Raw genomic sequence first — 18,778 nt, forward strand, 5'->3', positions numbered from 1 at the left:
AACATCATCTTTCCTTCATTCACTTGGAAGGAATGACTATTCATTTTATCTAAATAGAAACCATTCTTGGCTTCCTTGATATAATTCTCCATCGTACCTCTTTTCTGGTAAGAAAGAACGATATCTTTTGGAGAGAAAGCATCGATCAAGTTCGTTACAAAAAATGAATTGGTGAAAAACAACTCGCCTGCAGGACGTACGGATTTTACAATCACTTTTCTAGGCTTAGACCATGATTTCGCTTGATAAAGGCTTTCTTGTTGAATCATCTGTACATAATAACAAAGATAAGTCATTTCATTTTGTAGTTTTTTATCCTGGAGCAACCGTCCGTAAGACTCCCATTTCAAAACAACGAGAATATCAAGTTGTTTAAGTGGGAGTAACGGACGCTAGCACCCCGAATGGTTCAAAGGCCTTTAGGTCATCCTTTAGGGCTAACAATCAGTGGGGGAATACCCAAAAACCCCCACTGATTGAAGTTTCACTTTATTAGGTGAAGCAAAGATAGGGGAAGTGAATTCTGATTTTAGAACTTGATTTGATAAATCTCCATCCCTTTTCAGAATACAAGAAACAAGTCTCCAAATTTTAGTTAAAAATCGTGTGTGATAAAGAAATGTGTTAGTTAGGTCTGTGAACGTCTATCGACAATCTTTACAACGGTAGCCTTACTCTCTTCCTTCTTCGCCCTCGATATACATTGTGGATTTACCGAAGCGAATGACGAGCTCTATTGAACATTCAGATCGAGAACGGATGTAAAGAGAAAGTTTAACTGACTTAAGATAAATAGTCTGTATAAAACCTCCTTTTTGTTGCATTTTAAAAGAAAAAGGAGGTTTTATTATGAAAAAAATTATTGCAACAGTATTGTTATTGATGAGCTTATCTGTACCGGTCAACGTCTTCGCGGAGAGTACTTATACGGTACAACCAGGGGATTCGATATGGAGAATTGCGGTAAAGTATGAAATTGGCGTTACGGAGATTATCGAGGCCAATCCTCAATTAGATAATCCAGATTTAATTTATCCAAATGATAAGTTAACCATTCCAAATATTGATGCCATTAAACATACAGAACATATTGTTATTCAACTTACTAATCAAGAACGAGCAAAAAATGGATTGGAACCTTTAAGACCTGACTGGCAACTTTCTCGTGTAGCTCGATATAAATCTGCGGATATGCTTGAAAAAAATTATTTTGCTCATACAAGTCCAACTTACGGTTCACCATTTGATATGATGCAAGATTTCGGGGTCACGTATCGACAAGGTGCAGAAAATATTGCTCGTGGACAACAAACCCCTCATGAAGTTGTTCGGGCGTGGATGAAGAGTCCAGGACACCGTGCCAATATCTTGGGAGATTATACGCATATTGGTGTAGGATATGTAGAAGATGGGAAATACTGGACGCAGATGTTTATTACAAGATGATGACCTAGCTAAATTAATCAAGTTCTCTATACAAGCATGATGTGTCGTAAAGTAAGAAATAAACGTAGGAATATAGATTATTCGTAGTATACAGCGATATCCTTCCATATCTTCATAAATAATCAGAATTTTATCATAACATTATCTGATCAAATGTGATAATATTTTACTGATGCTAAAATAAACAAATGGAGAGGTATTTAACATGAAGGTTGCAAAATTTGGAGGAAGTTCGGTTGCGAGTGCCGAACAATTAAAAAAAGTCGCTAATATTATTCAGGGGGATAAACAAAGAAAAGCTATTGTTGTATCTGCACCAGGTAAACGATTTTCTGAAGATATTAAGGTAACTGACTTATTGATAGATCTCGGACAAGCATATCAAGATAGTCAAAATTATCAACAAGAGCTAGATGCGGTTTTGACGCGTTTTCGTTCCATCGTTGAGCAGTTAAAATTATCAACAGACGTGTTGACTGAAATTGAATCCGACGTAAAGGATATAATCCAAAGTGATTATACAATAGAGCTTAAGCTAGAGGCAATAAAGGCTGTTGGAGAAGACTCATTAGCAAAAGTTTTAAGTCTTTACCTTCAGTCGCTAGGAATGAACGCTACTTATTTAAATCCACAAGAAGCTGGGATCATAGTAAGTGATCAACCCGGTAGTGCTCAAATACTAGAAGAAAGCTTTGACAAGTTGTATCAACTACGCAATCGGGAAGAGATTGTAGTTATCCCTGGTTTTTTCGGTTATACAAAAGAAGGGAAGCTAGTTACCTTCTCGCGTGGGGGTTCTGATATTACAGGTTCCATCGTTGCGGCTGGTGCACAAGCAGAGTTATATGAGAATTTTACAGATGTTGATTCAGTATATTGTGTGAATCCTCAAATAGTTGATAATCCAAAAGAAATTACATCTTTAACTTATAAGGAAATGCGAGAATTATCTTATGCAGGATTCTCCGTTTTTCATGCGGAAGCGCTCATACCTGCTTTTAAAGCGAAAATACCTGTTTGTATCAAAAACACGAATAATCCTGATGGTTTGGGTACAATCATTGTATCGAGAAAAGAAGTGCGTGGTAATCCGGTAGTTGGTATCGCAAGTGATGCTGGATTTCTTAGTCTATATGTTAGCAAATACTTAATGAATAGAGAAATTGGTTTCGGTAGAAGGCTATTGAATATTCTGGAAGATGAAGGGATCTCCTACGAACATACCCCATCAGGGATTGACGATTTATCCGTGATTATTCGCGAAAGTCAATTGACACCAGAAAAAGAAGAAACGATTATTAATCGAATTAAAAATGAATTACAACCAGACGCGGTGTATACCGAAAGAGGACTAGCGTTAATCATGATCGTTGGAGAAGAAATGCATAGCTATATTGGAACGGCCGCTCGTGCGACAAAGGCTTTAGAAGATGCTGAGGTTAATATTGAAATGATAAATCAAGGCTCATCGGAAGTATCATTAATGTTTGGCGTCAAAGCAGAAGGGGTTAATCGCGCTGTTCAATCGTTATATCGTGCATTTTTTGAAACTGAACTATGGTAAAAGGAAGGGAACTAGCTGACTAGTTCCTTTTTCCTTTTTTAGATATCAAAATGAAAAACAACCTAAAATTAGATATCTGAGCTGAGTGCAAATTAAACATCAGATTAGAACCAGGTATTAATACTATATATAATAAATCCTTGCTAAAATGACAAGAAAAAGCTATGATAATAATAAATATATTTTTAATCAAACACGAATTCTTTTAGAACATATAATATATTCGAATGAAAGGAGTTTTTTTATGGCGAAAAATTATGACCTGGTCATATTGGGTGGTGGTACTGGTGGCTATGTTGCAGCGATTCGTGCTGCCCAATTAGGAAAATCTGTAGCAATCGTCGAAAAGGAAAAACTTGGTGGCGTCTGTTTACATAAAGGATGCATTCCCACGAAAGCGTTACTTCGAAGCGCAGAAGTTTATCAACAAACAAAAGATAGCGAATTCTTTGGGGTCAAAGTAGAAAATGTAGAATTGAATTTCTCAAAAGTGCAAAAACGAAAAGAGCAAGTGGTTGAAGAATTGTATCAAGGTGTTCTTCATTTGATAAAGAAAAATAAAATAGATTTTTATCATGGACACGGCAGGATGTTAGGTCCGTCGATTTTCTCGCCTAGTTCTGGAACGATCTCCTTTCAACCAGCAGACGGATCAGAAAATGAAATGTTGGTCGCTAAAAATGTCATTATTGCAACTGGATCCACCGCAAAAACACTTGCGGAATTTCCAGTCGATGGGGAGAAAATCATAACATCTGATGATGCTCTGCTCTTTGAAAAATTGCCAAACTCACTTCTAATTGTAGGTGGTGGAGTTATTGGAGTAGAGTGGGCGTCCATGTTAGCTGACTTTGGAGTAAAAATAACCATTGTTGAAGCAGCCAAGCAACTCATACCAACAATTGATCGAGATATTGCTAAAGAATTGCATCGGAATTTAAAGAAAAAAGGAATCAAAATCTATACCAATGCCAAAATCTCAAAATCAATTGATCAAGAAAAAGGTTTATCCCTCCAAATAGAAAGAGAAGATAACTGGGAAACAGTAGAAGTTGAAAAAATGTTGTTAGCAATTGGCCGAACGGCAAATACAACTGATATAGGTATTCAAAATACGGATATTGAATTAGATCAATCAGGATTCATTAAAGTGAACCAAGATAGGCAAACAAAAGAATCACACATCTATGCAATTGGTGATGTGATCGGTGGGAAACAACTTGCTCATGTTGCTTCCTATGAAGGGAAATATGCTGTAGAGCACATGGAAGGCCAAAATCCGCTAAAAATGAATGAGACGGAAATTCCTTCTTGCATTTATTCGAATCCTGAAGTTGCTACGATTGGAATTTCTGAACAAGAAGCTCACGAATCAGGGTATCAAATAAAGATTGGAATCATGCACTTTAAGGCAAATGGCAAAGCAAAAGTTTTGGGTGAATCAGATGGTTTTATCAAAATAATAACCAATGAAAAGAATAACGATATATTAGGAGTTCACATGATTGGGCCAAAAGTAACGGAGCTTATTGCCGAAGCAACAACTGCAAAAGTATTGGATGCTACTTCTTGGGAGATTGGCTCAACGATTCATCCACACCCATCATTAGCGGAAGCGATGGCAGAAGCAGCTCTAGATATTGACAATATGAAAATACACGGATAGAAAGTAGGGATACTATGACCATTAATCGACATGAAAGCTTAGGTTTATCAGATCAAGATGTCCTTGAATTATATCGTATGATGCTATTAGCTAGAAGAGTTGATGAGCGTATGTGGTTGTTAAATAGAGCAGGAAAAATACCTTTTGTTGTTTCTTGTCAAGGGCAAGAGGCTCAGCAGGTTGGAGCTGCTTTTGCATTAGACCGAGAGAAAGATTACACGGCACCTTATTATCGTGATGTTGGTGTTGTATTAGCTTTAGGGATGACTGCTCGTGAATTAATGTTGCAGGCTTTTGCTAAGGCAGAGGATCCAAATTCTGGCGGACGTCAAATGCCAGGGCACTTTGGAGCGAAAAAATTAAGAATGTTGTCTGGTTCATCACCCGTTACAACACAAGTTCCTCATGCTGTAGGTATTGGATTGGCAGCAAAGATTGAAAAGAAAGATATTGTTTCTTTTGTAACGTTAGGAGAGGGATCTTCAAATCAAGGTGATTTTCATGAAGGGTTGAATTTTGCTTCCGTTCACAAATTACCTGTTATTGTGATGGTTGAAAACAATCAATATGCCATTTCAATTCCGCTAAAGAAACAAGTAGCTTGCGAGAAAATATCAGATCGAGCACTTGGGTATGGGATTCCAGGAATTACTGTGGACGGAAATGACCCTCTAGCAGTATATCAAGCGGTGAAACAAGCTGCTGATCGAGCGAGAGCTAGTGAAGGCCCCACATTAATTGAGACTGTTTCCTATCGTCTAACACCACATTCTAGTGATGATGATGATTCGGTTTACCGTAATAAAGAAGAAGTAGAGGAAGCAAAGAAGAAAGACGGTGTTCTTACTTTTGCACAATATCTGCGAGATTTAAATATTTTAACTGACTCAGTGGAAAGTGATTTAGAACAATCGTTGAAAGAAGAAATTGATCAGGCAACAACCTATGCGGAAGCAGCAAGTTATGCAGAACCAAAATCAATTTATCATCATGTTTACGGTGAATAAAGGAGGGTGAAAGATGGCTGTTTTATCTTATATACAAGCGATAACGAAAGCATTAGCAGAAGAAATGAAGCGAGATGAGAAAGTTTTTGTTCTCGGCGAAGATGTTGGGGTTCGAGGTGGAGTTTTTAGAGCCACGAATGGTTTATATGAACAATTTGGAGAAGAACGAGTGATTGATACACCGTTAGCTGAATCTGCAATTGCAGGTGTCGGTATTGGTGCAGCAATGTATGGTATGCGTCCTGTAGCAGAAATGCAATTTGCAGATTTTATTCTGCCAGCGGTCAATCAAATTATTTCTGAAGCGGCTAAAATGAGATATCGATCTAATAATGATTGGACATGTCCAATTACGATTCGAGCGCCTTATGGAGGAGGAGTTCACGGTGCATTATACCACTCTCAATCCATTGAAGCTGTTTTTGCAAATCAACCGGGATTAAAGATTGTGATGCCAGCTACTCCTAGAGATGCAAAAGGATTATTAAAATCCGCCATTCGCGACCCAGATCCAGTTCTATTTTTCGAGCATAAAAGAGCGTATAGAATGTTAAAAGAAGAAGTGCCGGAAACCGATGAATTAATTCCGATTGGTGAAGCGGATGTGAAACGCGAAGGTTCAGATATTACTGTTATCACCTATGGTCTCTGTGTTCACTTTGCTCTAGAGGCTGCAAATAATTTAGCAGAAGAGGGCATTGACGCTCATATTTTAGATTTACGTACGATTTATCCTCTAGATCAAGACGCAATTATCAAGGCTGCTAGTAAGACTGGTAAGGTACTGTTGATTACAGAAGATAATAAAGAAGGAAGTATTCTTGGAGAGGTAGCAGCAATAATCAGTGAGCACTGTTTATTTGATCTAGATGCACCAATTCAACGAATCGCTGGTCCAGATGTTCCGGCTATGCCTTATGCTCCACCACTTGAAAAAGAATTTATGGTGAATAAAGATAAAATCGAGCAAGCGATGCGTTCGTTAGCAGAATTTTAATAAGTTAGGAGGGATCTGTTTGACAGTGGAGAAAATTGTTATGCCTCAATTAGGTGAGAGTGTAATTGAAGGAACGATTAGTACTTGGTTAGTCGAAATTGGTGATAAAGTAGAAAAATATCAGCCAATTGCTGAAGTAATGACTGATAAAGTAAATACAGAAATACCTGCATATCATACCGGTGAAATCACAGCGTTTCATGCTGAAGAAGGTGAGACAGTTGCAGTAGGAGAAGCAATATATTCGATTGAGGTTGATGGCAAGGGTACTAAAGAACAGCAAAACGTGGAGGCAAATTCGAAACAAGAGGATCAAAAGGAAACGATAGATTCTCAAAGTATGAAAACTAGGTACTCCCCAGCAGTTATGCGATTAGCTCAGGAACATCAAATTAACTTATCGGAAGTGAACGGTAGCGGTAGAGGCGGTCGTATTACTCGTAAGGATATCGAAAAGTTGATCTCTGAAGAATCTCAAAAACCGAAAGATGAGTTACTTACGACACCTGCATCAGAAAATAAAAGTACGAATACTGAACAAAAAAAGAAAGCATTTACTCAAAGTTTACCTGGAGATCGCGAAATACCAGTTACAGGCATAAGAAAAGCAGTGGCAACTAATATGGTACGTGCCACAACAGAAATTCCTCACGCTTGGATGATGATTGAAGTAGATGTTACAAATTTGGTGAATTATCGAAATGCCGAAAAAGATCATTTTAAAAACAATGAAGGATATAATCTCTCATACTTTGCCTTCTTCCTAAATGCTGTAGCTAAGGCGTTGAAAAAGTTTCCACAATTAAATAGTTCTTGGGCAGGAAATAAAATCATCCAACACAAAGAGATCAATTTGTCTATTGCAGTTGGTAATGAACAGGAATTGTTTGTACCTGTTCTTCGTAATGTTGATGAAAAAAGTATTAAGGGTATTGCAAAAGAAGTTCATATATTAGCGAATAAAGCGAGAAATGGAAACCTTACACAAGAAGATATGTCAGGTGGAACGTTTACAGTGAATAACACGGGTACATTTGGTTCTGTACAGTCGATGGGGGTAATAAATTATCCGCAAGCAGCAATATTACAGGTAGAATCTATCGTAAAACGACCAGTTATAATTAACGATATGTTTGCAGCAAGAGACATGGTGAATCTTTGTTTGTCGCTAGATCATCGTATTTTAGATGGTGTCATTTGTGGGAAATTTATGTCTCATGTGAAAGAAATCTTAGAAAATATATCTGGAGATACAACGCCTATCTATTAAAAACCCGGTTTTCCGGGTTTTTCTTTTCCATTCATTACCTCTACTGAGTAAAGTCACATCAATAATTCCTCTATCATAAGAACCCCCATTTAATACCGCTAAATACAGTACAGTAGACACAAACTGCGTGGTAAATAATTCATTTTTTTCACTTTAATGAGGTTCACATGATGAAGGAGCTGAAAAAAGGCTCTAACCTCGTCAAGATGCCCAATTTTGCCTAGGTTCAGGACGAAAAAATGCTACAAACCTCATAGGAACGCTCACTTAAACTTAGAATCGCTACCTCGCAGTTTATGGAAATTATATGTGTTTTATCCCGGAGCAACCGTCCGTAAGACTCCCACTTCAAAACAACGAGAATATCAAGTTGTTTAAGTGGGAGTAACGGACGCTATCCCCCCCGAATGGTTCAAGGGCTTTAGGTCATCCTTTAGGGCTAACAATCAGTGGGGGAATACCTAAAAACCCCCACTGATTGAAGTTTCACTTTATAGAATCATAGATATTGAAATACCCATAATTCTATTAATGTTTACAAAAATATAAAAAAAAATGCCCAATAGTTCTCAAACTTAATCGCTATTGTAGTATAATTAATATCGTTTGTAATTAGGGTTAAGTATTTTTTGTAAAATGTCTAATGGTGGAGAAGGGATGAATTTATTTTGACAACAAAGAGAAAAGGACGAAAAAAGGGGATAAGATGTAGATTAATATTTAGTTTTAGTATTATAGCCGTACTTCCACTCCTTGTTATTGGTGGAATTGCCTATTATCAAGCATCGGTATCACTTGAACAAGAAGTAGGTCATAAAGTTGAAGATTTTGCTAGGGTTCAAATGGAAAAACTTGATCGTACAATGTATGAAAGAACAAGAGATATACAAAATTTATCAGAAAGAAATGAAATTATCACATTTCAACAGAACGAGGAATCGTTAACCCCGTTTTTGGACCAACAACTAAATACTTTATCCTATTATGAGTCGTTCAGTATATATGACCTTAATGGGGTTGTAACAGATCAAACTAGTAATGAGCAAGTAAATACATACAATCCAAATGATGCCTGGTGGACAGAAACGATTGATGCTGGATTAGCTTATTCAGATATTACATATGATAAAAATCTAGATAGGCACGTCATTATTATCCACACAACTATATCTACTAATAATCGTACAATAGGACTTTTAGAAGCAAAATATAATGTTGAACATATTTGGGATGATGTTAATCATATTGTTTCGGAAAATAGCATTGTAGAATTAGTGAATAATGAAGGTACAAAGATTGCGGACACTGTCTCTAGCGCAAGTGTGATAGAATCTATTCAAAATGTAAACTCGAATGAAATTGATGCTACAACGAGCGCCAGTATCGTTGATGAGCAAATAGATCCGTCATCACGTATTTATCAGATCATTACGAATGCTGATGCAGGACATACTGGTTTCATTAAAGATGAGAATAGTATAGGTGAAGAAGCGATGATCGGTTTCGCTACAAGCGCTGGATATCATACTTATCGCGGAAATAATTGGAGCCTAATTGTAAGTGAACCAACACAAGTAGCGTTGAGTTCGATTTCTCAACTAGGAAATATGATTTTATGGGTAACAGCTGCTACACTTTTGACCGTTACTGTACTTTCGATCTTCATTTCCAATAGTATTGCAAAGCCACTAATTAAATTAAAAAATCAAGCATTATTGGTGGCTAATGGTAATTTGGCGGAAAAAATTATTGTCAAAGGTTCTGCAGAAATTCAATTATTAGCTGATGCAATGAACACAATGATTGATAACTTGCAAAAAACGATTAAACAGACGCATAAAGCATCAAATCGAGTGGATCAACAGAGTAGTTCATTGAAGAAAATTTGTGGTGAACTTCAATCTGGTAGTGAACAGTTAACCTCGACAATGCAGGAGATTGCAGCAGGTGCGGAAAACCAAGCTAGTCATTCTGGTAACATTGTATCAGCTAGTCAAAAATTAGATGAGCAAATAAATGCGGTAAGCGAGCAAGCTGTTTTCATGGAACAATCATCAAAAAATGTATGGAAACTATCTACGGATGGAACGAAGCAAATGGATTCTTCTCTAAATCAGATGAATCTGGTGAACTCTGCAGTTGAAAATGCTGTGGTTCGAGTCAAAGAATTGGAGGATCGAGCATCAGCTGTATCTGAATTAACAGAAGTAATCAACAATATTACCGAACAAACCAATTTACTAGCACTTAATGCAGCAATAGAATCTGCTCGTGCAGGAGAGGCGGGTAAAGGATTCAATGTGGTAGCTAATGAGATCCGCAAACTTGCAGAACAAGTAAGTGGTTCGGCAGTTGATATTGCAAATGTAATTAGTGAGATGCAACAAGAGTCAAAAGAGTTAGGGCATTCTCTGCATGAAACTTTTGAACAAGCCGATAAAGGTGTTGCAGTAATCAAAGAGTCTGCCAACTTTTTTGCAGACATAAAGAAGGAAGTAGCTACCATGAATAAAAATATTGCAGTCGTAGCACAGGCTTTACTTTCTATTGAGAAAAATAGTAAGGAGATGAACAATGGGATCAACCAAATTGCAGCAGTATCTGAAGAAAGCACTGCAGGTATTGGAGAGACAGTAGCATTTATTCAAGAGCAACGAGATGTGGTTGAATATTTATCGGAACAGGCGCTTGGATTACAAGAGTTATCAAATCAACTACAAGAGATGATAAGTGCATTTAAAGTGTAAGGATAGCATTGTTAAAGGGGATAGATGTAAAAAAGGTATTTCTAGATAGAGTTACCTTTTTTCAATAAATATTAATTCAACTAATTTTTGATTCATATTCTATTTCTTTTAGTTCACTTAAACATTCTTCTAGACTGTCATATCCCTTTGGAAAGCTTCCGTTGTTGTTCATTTGTTTGAATGACCATATCGGAGTGAAGGGTAGTAAAAGTTGTTCAGATAATTTCATATACCTTAAGGAAATATAGTAAACGTTGTGGGAAGTCTCTATTTTATAGCCTAGTTTGATTATATCTGCAATATCTTCTTCGTGAAAGAGAGACACGTTTTTAATAGTAGGTATATTCATAATTTCAGAAAATTTGTTTTTAAACTGGTTAATTACTTGATGTTTTGTTAATGTAGTCATATCAATATTCCTCCTTATTATTTTCATTATTTCTTTTATTTAGTTTTTTTATACCTTAATAAGGAAAATGGTGTATTAATATGTTTATCGCAATTCAATCAAGTCACTTGAGACGGAGTTTTGTTATCACAGCATTAATTTTGTTAGCATGAAAAAAATGAAGAATCAGGAAGGAATTTGCGCTTTCCCAGGAAATATTTCCTCTTTCGTTTTGATATGTTAAAATAAGTTTCGGGTTGCATAGTTACATAATAAAGTGAAACTTCATTCAGTGGGGGTTTTTAAGTATTCGCCCACTGATTGTTAGCCCTAAAGGATGACCTAAAGGCCGTTGAACCATTCGGGGTCGCTAGCGTCCGTTACTCCCACTTAAATAACTTGCTTTTCTCGTTGTTTTGAAGTGGGAGTCTTACGGCCGATTACTCCGGGATAAATCATAAAGAAAGGGGGATTTTGAGTGAAAATTGGTTATCGGACTTTAAAAACAGCATTGGCAGCACCATTTGCCATTTGGATAGCGGAATTATTGCAATTGGAATACCATGGATCAGCAGGAATTATTGCTGTACTGTGTATTCTTCCCACAAGAAAAAGTTCATTATTGACAGCATGGCATCGAATTGGTGCTGCTCTTGTATCGATTGTATATGCATATGTCATCTTTGAATTTGTCGGATATCATCCACTCTCGATTGGATTGTTATTATTATTATTTATTCCTCTTATGAGCTATCTAAAATTGGTACCAGGAATTGTAACCAGTTTAGTTGTTTTATTTCATTTTTACGTTGCAGAAAATGTTGGTTGGCCATTAATTGTTAATGAACTTGCTATACTTTTTGTAGGAATTGGTTCAGCATTATTAGTGAATATCTACATGCCAAGCCTAGATAAAGAATTACAACAAATTCAAAAAAACGTTGAACGTAATTATCAGAAGATTTTCAAAGGATTTGCCGCATATTTACATAGGGAGAATAAAGAATTACCAACAAGCGAGATCAGCTTAACAAAAAAGCTTTTTAATGAAGCGGAAGAATTGGTTCAACGTGATGTGGAGAATAACTTTTTTCGAGAAGAACATATTTACAAAGAATATTTCATCATGAGAAGAATGCAATTTGATATACTGGAGCGGATGATTCCATTAGTTAGTCCGTTAACAAAAACACTAAATCAATCGCATCGAATTGCAGATTTGTTTGATGATTTAGCAGATTCTATTTATCCGCAAAACACCGTTCAAGATCATCTCATAACTGTTCAAAAATTAAAAGAGCATTTTGAACAAGATGAGTTACCAAAAACGAGACAGGAATTTGAAATAAGAGCAAATTTGTTTCGTTTACTGTATGAAATTGAACAATACCTCATCATAAAGAATAAAAGTTTAACCTAGAATAAAGGGAGAGAAACTAGAGATAATAAGAGGAAAATGCAGTAGAATGAGGAGCATGGTATGATCTTACGTCTTCTAACATTAGTAATGGTCTTGTCACCACTATGGCCGTTTGGTCAGAATCCAACTTTAAATGCACCACTTATTATTGTTAATACAAACTCAAATCAATTAGCGCATATCGATAAAGGTGAAGTTCAGACTGTCTATTCTGTCGCAACTGGAGTATCTCAGGAGCAAACACCTGATGGACTTCATACGATCACTGTAAAAGCTGAGAATCCTTATTATCGAAAAAAGAATATCCCAGGAGGTACACCAGAAAACCCTCTTGGAACAAGATGGATCGGTTTTGATGCGAAAGAAACAGATGGGCGCATTTATGGAATTCATGGAACAAATCAGCCAGAGTCGATTGGCGAGCATCGATCAAGTGGTTGTATTCGGATGCATAACGAAGAAGTAGAAGAGCTTTTTGATCAGATTATTATCGGAACAAAGGTTTGGATTGTTTCTACCGTAGAAGATTTTGAAACGCTAGCAAAGGATATTGGAGCGACTCCATAAAGGGAAACTTCTCCTGATGCGAAAGGTTAATTACAGAGAGAAATAAAAAAGAAACCCAAAATCACGAGAGGATGGGTTTCTTTACTATTTTATTGGCTAAATCGTCTGTAATGCTCTTGATTTAGCACATAAGGAGATCTCTCTTTATATAAAAGCAGCTAAACCTGCAGTTAGTGTTGTTAACACCATAGCAATAATCATTAAATATACAATTAATTTGTTTCTTTTTTCGCGTTTAGATAGTTTTCTTGGTTGATTCGGTTTTTGGTTTGATTGCTTGCTTTTACCCATTGTATCCCGCCTCCTTAAATCCACTCTTCTTACTATTTTTATTTTATCGCGAAATGAGTCTAGGCACAAGTATTATTGTACGAACAAATTGACAAAATCCATTTCTTTCGCTAACGTACTACACAGACGATAAATCTTGATATAGAAAGGGAAATCACGATGCTAAATAAAAAGAGACTAATTGATGAGTTTATTGAGTTGATCCAAATTGATTCTGAAACAACAGAAGAAAGTGAAATTGCAGAAAAACTAAAAGATAAATTCACAAAATTAGGGTTATCTGTGAAGGAAGATAACAGTAAAAAAGAAACAGGTCATGGAGCAGGTAATCTGATCTGTACATTAAAAGGAACGAAAACGGACGTAGAACAGATTTATTTCACCTCTCATATGGATACGGTAGTTCCTGGTAAAGGAATTCAGCCATCGATTAAAGAAGATTATATTGTTTCAGATGGTACAACGATTTTAGGTGCTGATGATAAAGCAGGGATTGCTGCCATGATTGAATCGATTCTTGTATTGAAAGAGTCTAATCGTAATTATGGTGACATACAATTCGTTATCACCGTAGGAGAAGAGTCTGGACTTGTTGGTGCAAAAGCATTGGATGCAAGTTTATTGCATGCAGCGTTTGGTTATGCGCTAGACAGTGATGGGAAAGTTGGCGATATTATTGTTGCCGCACCAACGCAAACCAAAGTTTTTGCTAGAGTAAAAGGAAAAACCGCACATGCCGGCGTGGCTCCAGAACGAGGGGTATCAGCTATCACAATCGCTTCAAAAGCAATTGCTAAAATGCCGCTTGGAAGAATTGACGAAGAAACAACAGCAAATATCGGACGATTTGAAGGTGGACAAAAGACCAATATCGTTTGTGATTATGTAGAGGTTTTGGCAGAAGCACGTTCATTAGAAGCAGAAAAAATGAATCAACAAGTTGCTCTCATGGAAAAAGCATTTCATGATGCAGCCAGTGAAATGGGTGGGGAAGTAGAAGTAGAGACGACATTAATGTACCCAGGCTATAAGCAAGAAGCTGGGGATCAAGTGGTCGAAATTGCAAGAGCTGCAGCTAAAAGAATTGGAAGAAAGAGTGAACTGAAACAAAGTGGTGGTGGCAGTGACGCGAATGTTATTGCAAGTTATGGTATCCCTACCGTTAATTTAGCAGTTGGGTATGAAGATATTCATACAACAAATGAGCGGATGTCCATAACCGAATTGGTGAAAATAACCGAATTGGTTTTGGCAATTATTGAAGAAGTTTCAAATACAACAAATGATTAATTTGAAAATCAGCTGATGAGTGTAGTCAGCTGATTTTTTTATGCCTGATTAATGAAGAGAATAAAAGAGTGTATATCAGTTTTGATATTTAAAGGAAAATTAATACAAATCACAGAAACTATGATAAACTAAGGTTATCTCAATTCAATATTTAGATGCATGTCTCGTTCAACGAAGTATTATTACAGGACACTAATTAAATTATAGGGAGGTATAGTTATGTGGATGATATTAGGAGTTATTGCTATAATAGCAACTATTACAAATCTTTATATGTATAAGTCTGGTAAGGATTATAAGCTTGCTATGGCAATGGGATTGTCATTTACAGCATTAACACTTTGTGCACAATACAGTCTTGTGTCGGGGTGGGTAGAAGAGGGAGATTGGTCTGCTTTAATGGATGTAGTACCAAGCATGGAAATGACATTATGGTTTTTGACAATTATTTCAATCTTGATAAATATAGCACCAATACTTTTAGAAAGAAAAAATAAGAAATAATGACTCAAGAACAAAAGAAGACTCATTTTAAAGGGATGCAGTGGTTTGGATTTTTCGTTGTCATATTATCGTTAGTAGTAGATACAAGTATCGTCCGACCTAAAAATGGTCCAGGACCTATATTAGGTTTTTCGTATTTAACTTCCTTAGGTATTCTAATAGGTACAATACTCACATTTATTTATATTTATAAAGAAAAGAAAATGAAAAATTAATTCTTTAACTAAAATGGCGTTAGTCAAAGGGTAAATAGATTTAAAAGTAAAAACACGACTTTTAAATCGGAAGTCGTGTTTTTCGCAAGCTGTTTTCCTTTTTCATTCAATGTTTCTTGTTTTAAGACAAGCATGGTGAATCATGTTATAATAGAAGAACTAATGTTCCTGAGAAGGAAGATGACGATGACACGATGGTATCCGAAAAATGGAAGAGTTATCTTTCATGTTGATATGAACAGTTTTTATGCATCCGTTGAGGCGGCCTATAATCCAGATTTAAAGGGAAAACCGCTGGCCATTGCTGGTAATCCGGAAGAGCGAAGAGGGATTATTGTAACGAGTAGTTATGAAGCACGAGCAAAAGGTGTCAAAACAACGATGCCTCTTTGGCAAGCAAAAAAATTATGTCCAGAGTTAATTGTCATGCGTCCAAACTTTGAACGATATCGAAAAGCATCCAGTGAAATATTTAAAATGATGGCAGAAATAACCCCTTATGTTCAACCAGTCTCGATTGATGAAGGTTATCTAGATATTACCGATTGTCATGAGCAGGGTTCACCATTAGAAATTGCTGAACAATTACAAGCAAAGATTCTTAATGAATTAGATCTCCCATGTAGCATAGGGATTGCTCCCAACAAATTTCTAGCAAAAATGGCATCCGATATGAAAAAGCCAATGGGAATAACTGTTCTTCGTAAAAGAGATTTACCACAAAAGTTATGGCCATTAGCTATTGGAGAAATGTATGGAGTTGGAGAGAAGACTGCGGAAAAATTAAATAAGCTCGATATCTATACGATTGGGGATTTGGTTGGTTCAGATCTTTTTCAATTGAAAAGAGTGCTGGGAATTAATGGAGAAAGACTTCAAAATCGGGCTAAAGGAATTGATAGTAGTCCAGTTGATCCGGATGCTATCTATGATTTTAAAAGTATTGGTAACTCAGAAACATTGCGTGAAGATACAACAGATGATAATGTTATTAAACCATTATTTCGTAAATTATCAAGAAAAGTATCGGTACGTTTAAAGCGTAAAAAGGTTGTCGGTCAAACGTTACAAGTGATGATTCGTTATGACGATCGTAAAACCATTACAAGAAGTATCACGCAATCCAATTTTTTAGAAGAGGAAGACGAGATCTTCTCACTCGCTTATGATTTATTTGAAAAACATTGGTCTGGTGACCCAATACGATTATTAGGCGTGACGGTGCAAAGCTTAGTGGAGAAAAAAGAGATTTCCGAGCAATTGGACTTGTTTAGTTATCAAAAAGAAACAAAAAATGAGAAATTAATCGATGTTATGAATAAATTGACAAGCAAATATGGAAAAAATATTTTTCAAAAGTCTGAGGTACAAGAAGACCGTTCTCAACCACGGACAAGTTTTCAAAAAGATTTTTTAGATGATTATCGAAAATAGCGAAGCATTAATTTGCTTCGCTATTTGTAATTTGAAAGGAATCAAAATCATTAGCAATTGTAGTATTCGAAAAGATCGTTGTGGCTTCTTGAATAAGTTGTTGCAGTGCTTTCCCTTGGTATCGAGATGAAATATGGGTCAACACTAAGCTTTTTACATTAGCTGAAGCAGCTAGATTTGCAGCTTGTTCAGTTGTACTATGAAAATAGGTGTGTGCTAACCGATGATCTGCAGCTTGAAATGTTGCTTCATGCACTAAAAGGTCACTTCCATTAACAAATGGTATTAATTCTTTGAAATACCTTGTATCACCAATAATGGAAATGACTCTACCTTGTTTATTTTGACCAATAAAATCTTTACGTTCAATGATTTTACCATCGGGTAGAAAGGTTTGTTCATTTTCTTTAATCTGTTGGTAGATTGGTCCTGGATTGATTCCCAAGTCCTTTAATTTATCAACAAGTAATTGGCCAGGTAAATCTTTCTCTGTAATACGATAACCATAAGAAGGTACCTTATGATCTAATTCTAAACATTGGATAGTAAACTGCTCATCTTCAAACACGATGCCTTCTGCTACAGTCTGAAAATAAAGTGGATAAGTTAGCTGTGTACCACTAATTTGCAAGCTTGTTCTTACATATTCTTCTATGCCTTCTGGTCCGTACACGGTAAGCGGTGTAATTCCATCTTGAAAAGATCGACTACTCAGTATCCCGGGGAGACCATAGATATGGTCCCCGTGTAAATGGGTAATGAATATTTTTTCGAGCTTTCTTGGACGAATGGACGTGTGTAAGATTTGATGTTGGGTTGCTTCTCCACAATCAAATAACCAAACGGAACCACGTTCCTGTAAAAGCTCTAATGCCATTGCACTAACGTTCCTTTCCTTGGAAGGAATTCCGGCACCGGTGCCTAAGAATCTTAACTCCATTCTTAGTACCATCCACGTTGATACTGCTTAGGTGGATCTAATTTGAAATTAAGCTCATCAGCGGCTTCTTTTGCCCAATAAGGTTTACGTAGAAGTACGCGACCTAAAAAGATCAAATCTGCTCGCTCATTTTGTAAGATTTCTTCGGCTTGAACACCAGATGTTATTAGACCAACAGCACCAGTCGGAATTTCGACTGCTTTCTTTATTGTTTCCGCATGTTTTACTTGGTAACCAGGATATACTTGGATATCAGCTAAGACAATCCCTCCAGTGCTTACATCAATTAATGAAATTCCTTGTTTTTTCATTTCTTTACTGAAGTAAACGAAGTCTTCCATTTGATTACCTTCTTGATGATATTCATCAGCAGAAATCCGAACAAATATCGGCCCTGTAAATTCTTTTTTTGTCCCTTCAATTATTTCTCTTAAAAGTCGATACCGATTTTCACGTGATCCCCCATACTCATCATCCCGTTTATTAGATAATGGAGAAAGGAATTGATTTATTAAATAACCGTGCGCAGCATGTAATTCGATGATATCAAAACCAGCTTTTTTTGCTCGTTTTGCGCCCATTTGGAATGCTTTAATTGTTTCTTTAATGTCAGTATCGCTCATTTCTGTAGGAACAGTTTCATTTTCACCTTCACGAATTGAACTTGGAGCCATTTTAGGTTGAGGAGTATTCGCTTTTCTACCTGCATGAGCTAATTGGATACTACTTTTTGACCCGTGAGCATGAATTCGCTCATTTAGTCGTTGTAATCCCTCAATATGCTCATCACTCCAGATCCCGAGATCTTTTGTCATGATTCTTCCTTCTGGTTGCACCGCAGTTGCTTCTACCATAATCAACCCAACTTGCCCAACTGCTCTCGATTCATAGTGGGTAATATGAAAGGGATTCACCTGTCCATCCTCAGACTCTGTCGAAAGTATACACATCGGGGACATAACGATTCGATTCTTTAATGTGACATCTTTAAAAGTGATTGGGGTAAATAATTTTCTTTCCATAGTATATTCC

16 protein-coding genes and 1 pseudogene are annotated in these 18,778 nt (G+C 36.5%); 12 read left to right on the top strand and 5 right to left on the bottom strand.

Annotated elements, in window-relative coordinates:
• Positions 1-257, bottom strand: a pseudogene (locus OWO01_RS00995) (transposase); the annotation flags it as partial.
• Positions 258-849: 592 nt separating this feature from the next.
• On the opposite strand from OWO01_RS00995, the gene safA reads away from it, so the two are divergent.
• The 7 genes from safA to OWO01_RS01030 all read left to right on the top strand — a co-directional run bounded on the left by safA (position 850) and on the right by OWO01_RS01030 (position 10,697).
• A complete protein-coding gene (gene safA / locus OWO01_RS01000) occupies positions 850-1,446 on the top strand; it encodes a SafA/ExsA family spore coat assembly protein (protein WP_268778557.1) in 597 nt (198 codons plus the stop codon).
• Positions 1,447-1,651: 205 nt separating this feature from the next.
• Positions 1,652-3,010 carry an aspartate kinase gene (locus tag OWO01_RS01005; protein ID WP_268778558.1) on the top strand — a complete coding sequence of 453 codons (1,359 nt, stop codon included), beginning with the start codon at positions 1,652-1,654 and terminating at the stop codon, positions 3,008-3,010.
• Positions 3,011-3,254: 244 nt separating this feature from the next.
• On the top strand, positions 3,255-4,676 hold the full coding sequence (gene lpdA, locus OWO01_RS01010; protein WP_268778559.1) for a dihydrolipoyl dehydrogenase: 1,422 nt from the start codon (positions 3,255-3,257) through the stop codon (positions 4,674-4,676).
• 14 nt (positions 4,677-4,690) lie between these two features.
• Positions 4,691-5,683 (top strand): thiamine pyrophosphate-dependent dehydrogenase E1 component subunit alpha, encoded by a 993-nt coding sequence (locus OWO01_RS01015; protein WP_268778560.1) that lies wholly within the window; start codon positions 4,691-4,693, stop codon positions 5,681-5,683.
• Between the two features lie 13 nt (positions 5,684-5,696).
• Positions 5,697-6,680 carry an alpha-ketoacid dehydrogenase subunit beta gene (locus OWO01_RS01020; RefSeq protein ID WP_268778561.1) on the top strand — a complete coding sequence of 328 codons (984 nt, stop codon included), beginning with the start codon at positions 5,697-5,699 and terminating at the stop codon, positions 6,678-6,680.
• Between the two features lie 19 nt (positions 6,681-6,699).
• Entirely contained in the window at positions 6,700-7,950 is a 1,251-nt protein-coding gene (locus OWO01_RS01025; RefSeq protein WP_268778562.1) for a dihydrolipoamide acetyltransferase family protein, read from the top strand.
• Between the two features lie 668 nt (positions 7,951-8,618).
• The gene (locus tag OWO01_RS01030; protein ID WP_268778563.1) at positions 8,619-10,697 is read left to right on the top strand and encodes a methyl-accepting chemotaxis protein; all 2,079 of its coding nucleotides are present in this window, start codon (positions 8,619-8,621) and stop codon (positions 10,695-10,697) included.
• Between the two features lie 76 nt (positions 10,698-10,773).
• Here the strand turns inward: OWO01_RS01030 and OWO01_RS01035 are convergent, their stop codons facing one another.
• On the bottom strand, positions 10,774-11,106 hold the full coding sequence (locus OWO01_RS01035) for a DUF5634 family protein (RefSeq protein ID WP_268778564.1): 333 nt from the start codon (positions 11,104-11,106) through the stop codon (positions 10,774-10,776).
• 457 nt (positions 11,107-11,563) lie between these two features.
• On the opposite strand from OWO01_RS01035, the gene OWO01_RS16045 reads away from it, so the two are divergent.
• Together OWO01_RS16045 and OWO01_RS01045 are read left to right on the top strand one after the other, a co-directional pair.
• Entirely contained in the window at positions 11,564-12,505 is a 942-nt protein-coding gene (locus OWO01_RS16045; RefSeq protein ID WP_268778565.1) for an aromatic acid exporter family protein, read from the top strand.
• Positions 12,506-12,565: 60 nt separating this feature from the next.
• Positions 12,566-13,072, top strand: coding sequence for a L,D-transpeptidase (locus OWO01_RS01045; RefSeq protein WP_268778566.1), 507 nt, complete (start codon positions 12,566-12,568; stop codon positions 13,070-13,072).
• A gap of 144 nt (positions 13,073-13,216) precedes the next feature.
• On the opposite strand, the gene prli42 is transcribed toward OWO01_RS01045, so the two are convergent.
• Positions 13,217-13,363, bottom strand: a complete 147-nt coding sequence (gene prli42 / locus OWO01_RS01050) for a stressosome-associated protein Prli42 (protein WP_268778567.1) — start codon at positions 13,361-13,363, stop codon at positions 13,217-13,219.
• Between the two features lie 159 nt (positions 13,364-13,522).
• Here prli42 and OWO01_RS01055 point away from each other — a divergent pair, with 159 nt between their 5' ends.
• From OWO01_RS01055 to OWO01_RS01065, 3 genes are all read left to right on the top strand, one after another.
• A complete protein-coding gene (locus OWO01_RS01055; protein ID WP_268778568.1) occupies positions 13,523-14,653 on the top strand; it encodes a M20/M25/M40 family metallo-hydrolase in 1,131 nt (376 codons plus the stop codon).
• Between the two features lie 219 nt (positions 14,654-14,872).
• Entirely contained in the window at positions 14,873-15,157 is a 285-nt protein-coding gene (locus OWO01_RS01060) for a hypothetical protein (RefSeq protein ID WP_268778569.1), read from the top strand.
• A gap of 401 nt (positions 15,158-15,558) precedes the next feature.
• Entirely contained in the window at positions 15,559-16,806 is a 1,248-nt protein-coding gene (locus OWO01_RS01065) for a DNA polymerase IV (RefSeq protein WP_268778570.1), read from the top strand.
• A 7-nt stretch (positions 16,807-16,813) separates the two neighbouring features.
• Here OWO01_RS01065 and rnz read toward each other — a convergent pair whose 3' ends face one another.
• Both rnz and namA read right to left on the bottom strand, forming a co-directional pair.
• Positions 16,814-17,746, bottom strand: coding sequence for a ribonuclease Z (gene rnz / locus OWO01_RS01070; RefSeq protein ID WP_268778571.1), 933 nt, complete (start codon positions 17,744-17,746; stop codon positions 16,814-16,816).
• A gap of 2 nt (positions 17,747-17,748) precedes the next feature.
• Positions 17,749-18,768: an NADPH dehydrogenase NamA gene (gene namA, locus OWO01_RS01075; protein WP_268778572.1), complete on the bottom strand. Its 1,020-nt coding sequence runs from the start codon at positions 18,766-18,768 to the stop codon at positions 17,749-17,751.
• Positions 18,769-18,778: the final 10 nt, after the last annotated feature.

The sequence above is a fragment of the Natronobacillus azotifigens genome (genome assembly GCF_026805325.1).
In the GTDB taxonomy this organism is placed as follows: domain Bacteria; phylum Bacillota; class Bacilli; order Bacillales; family Amphibacillaceae; genus Natronobacillus; species Natronobacillus azotifigens.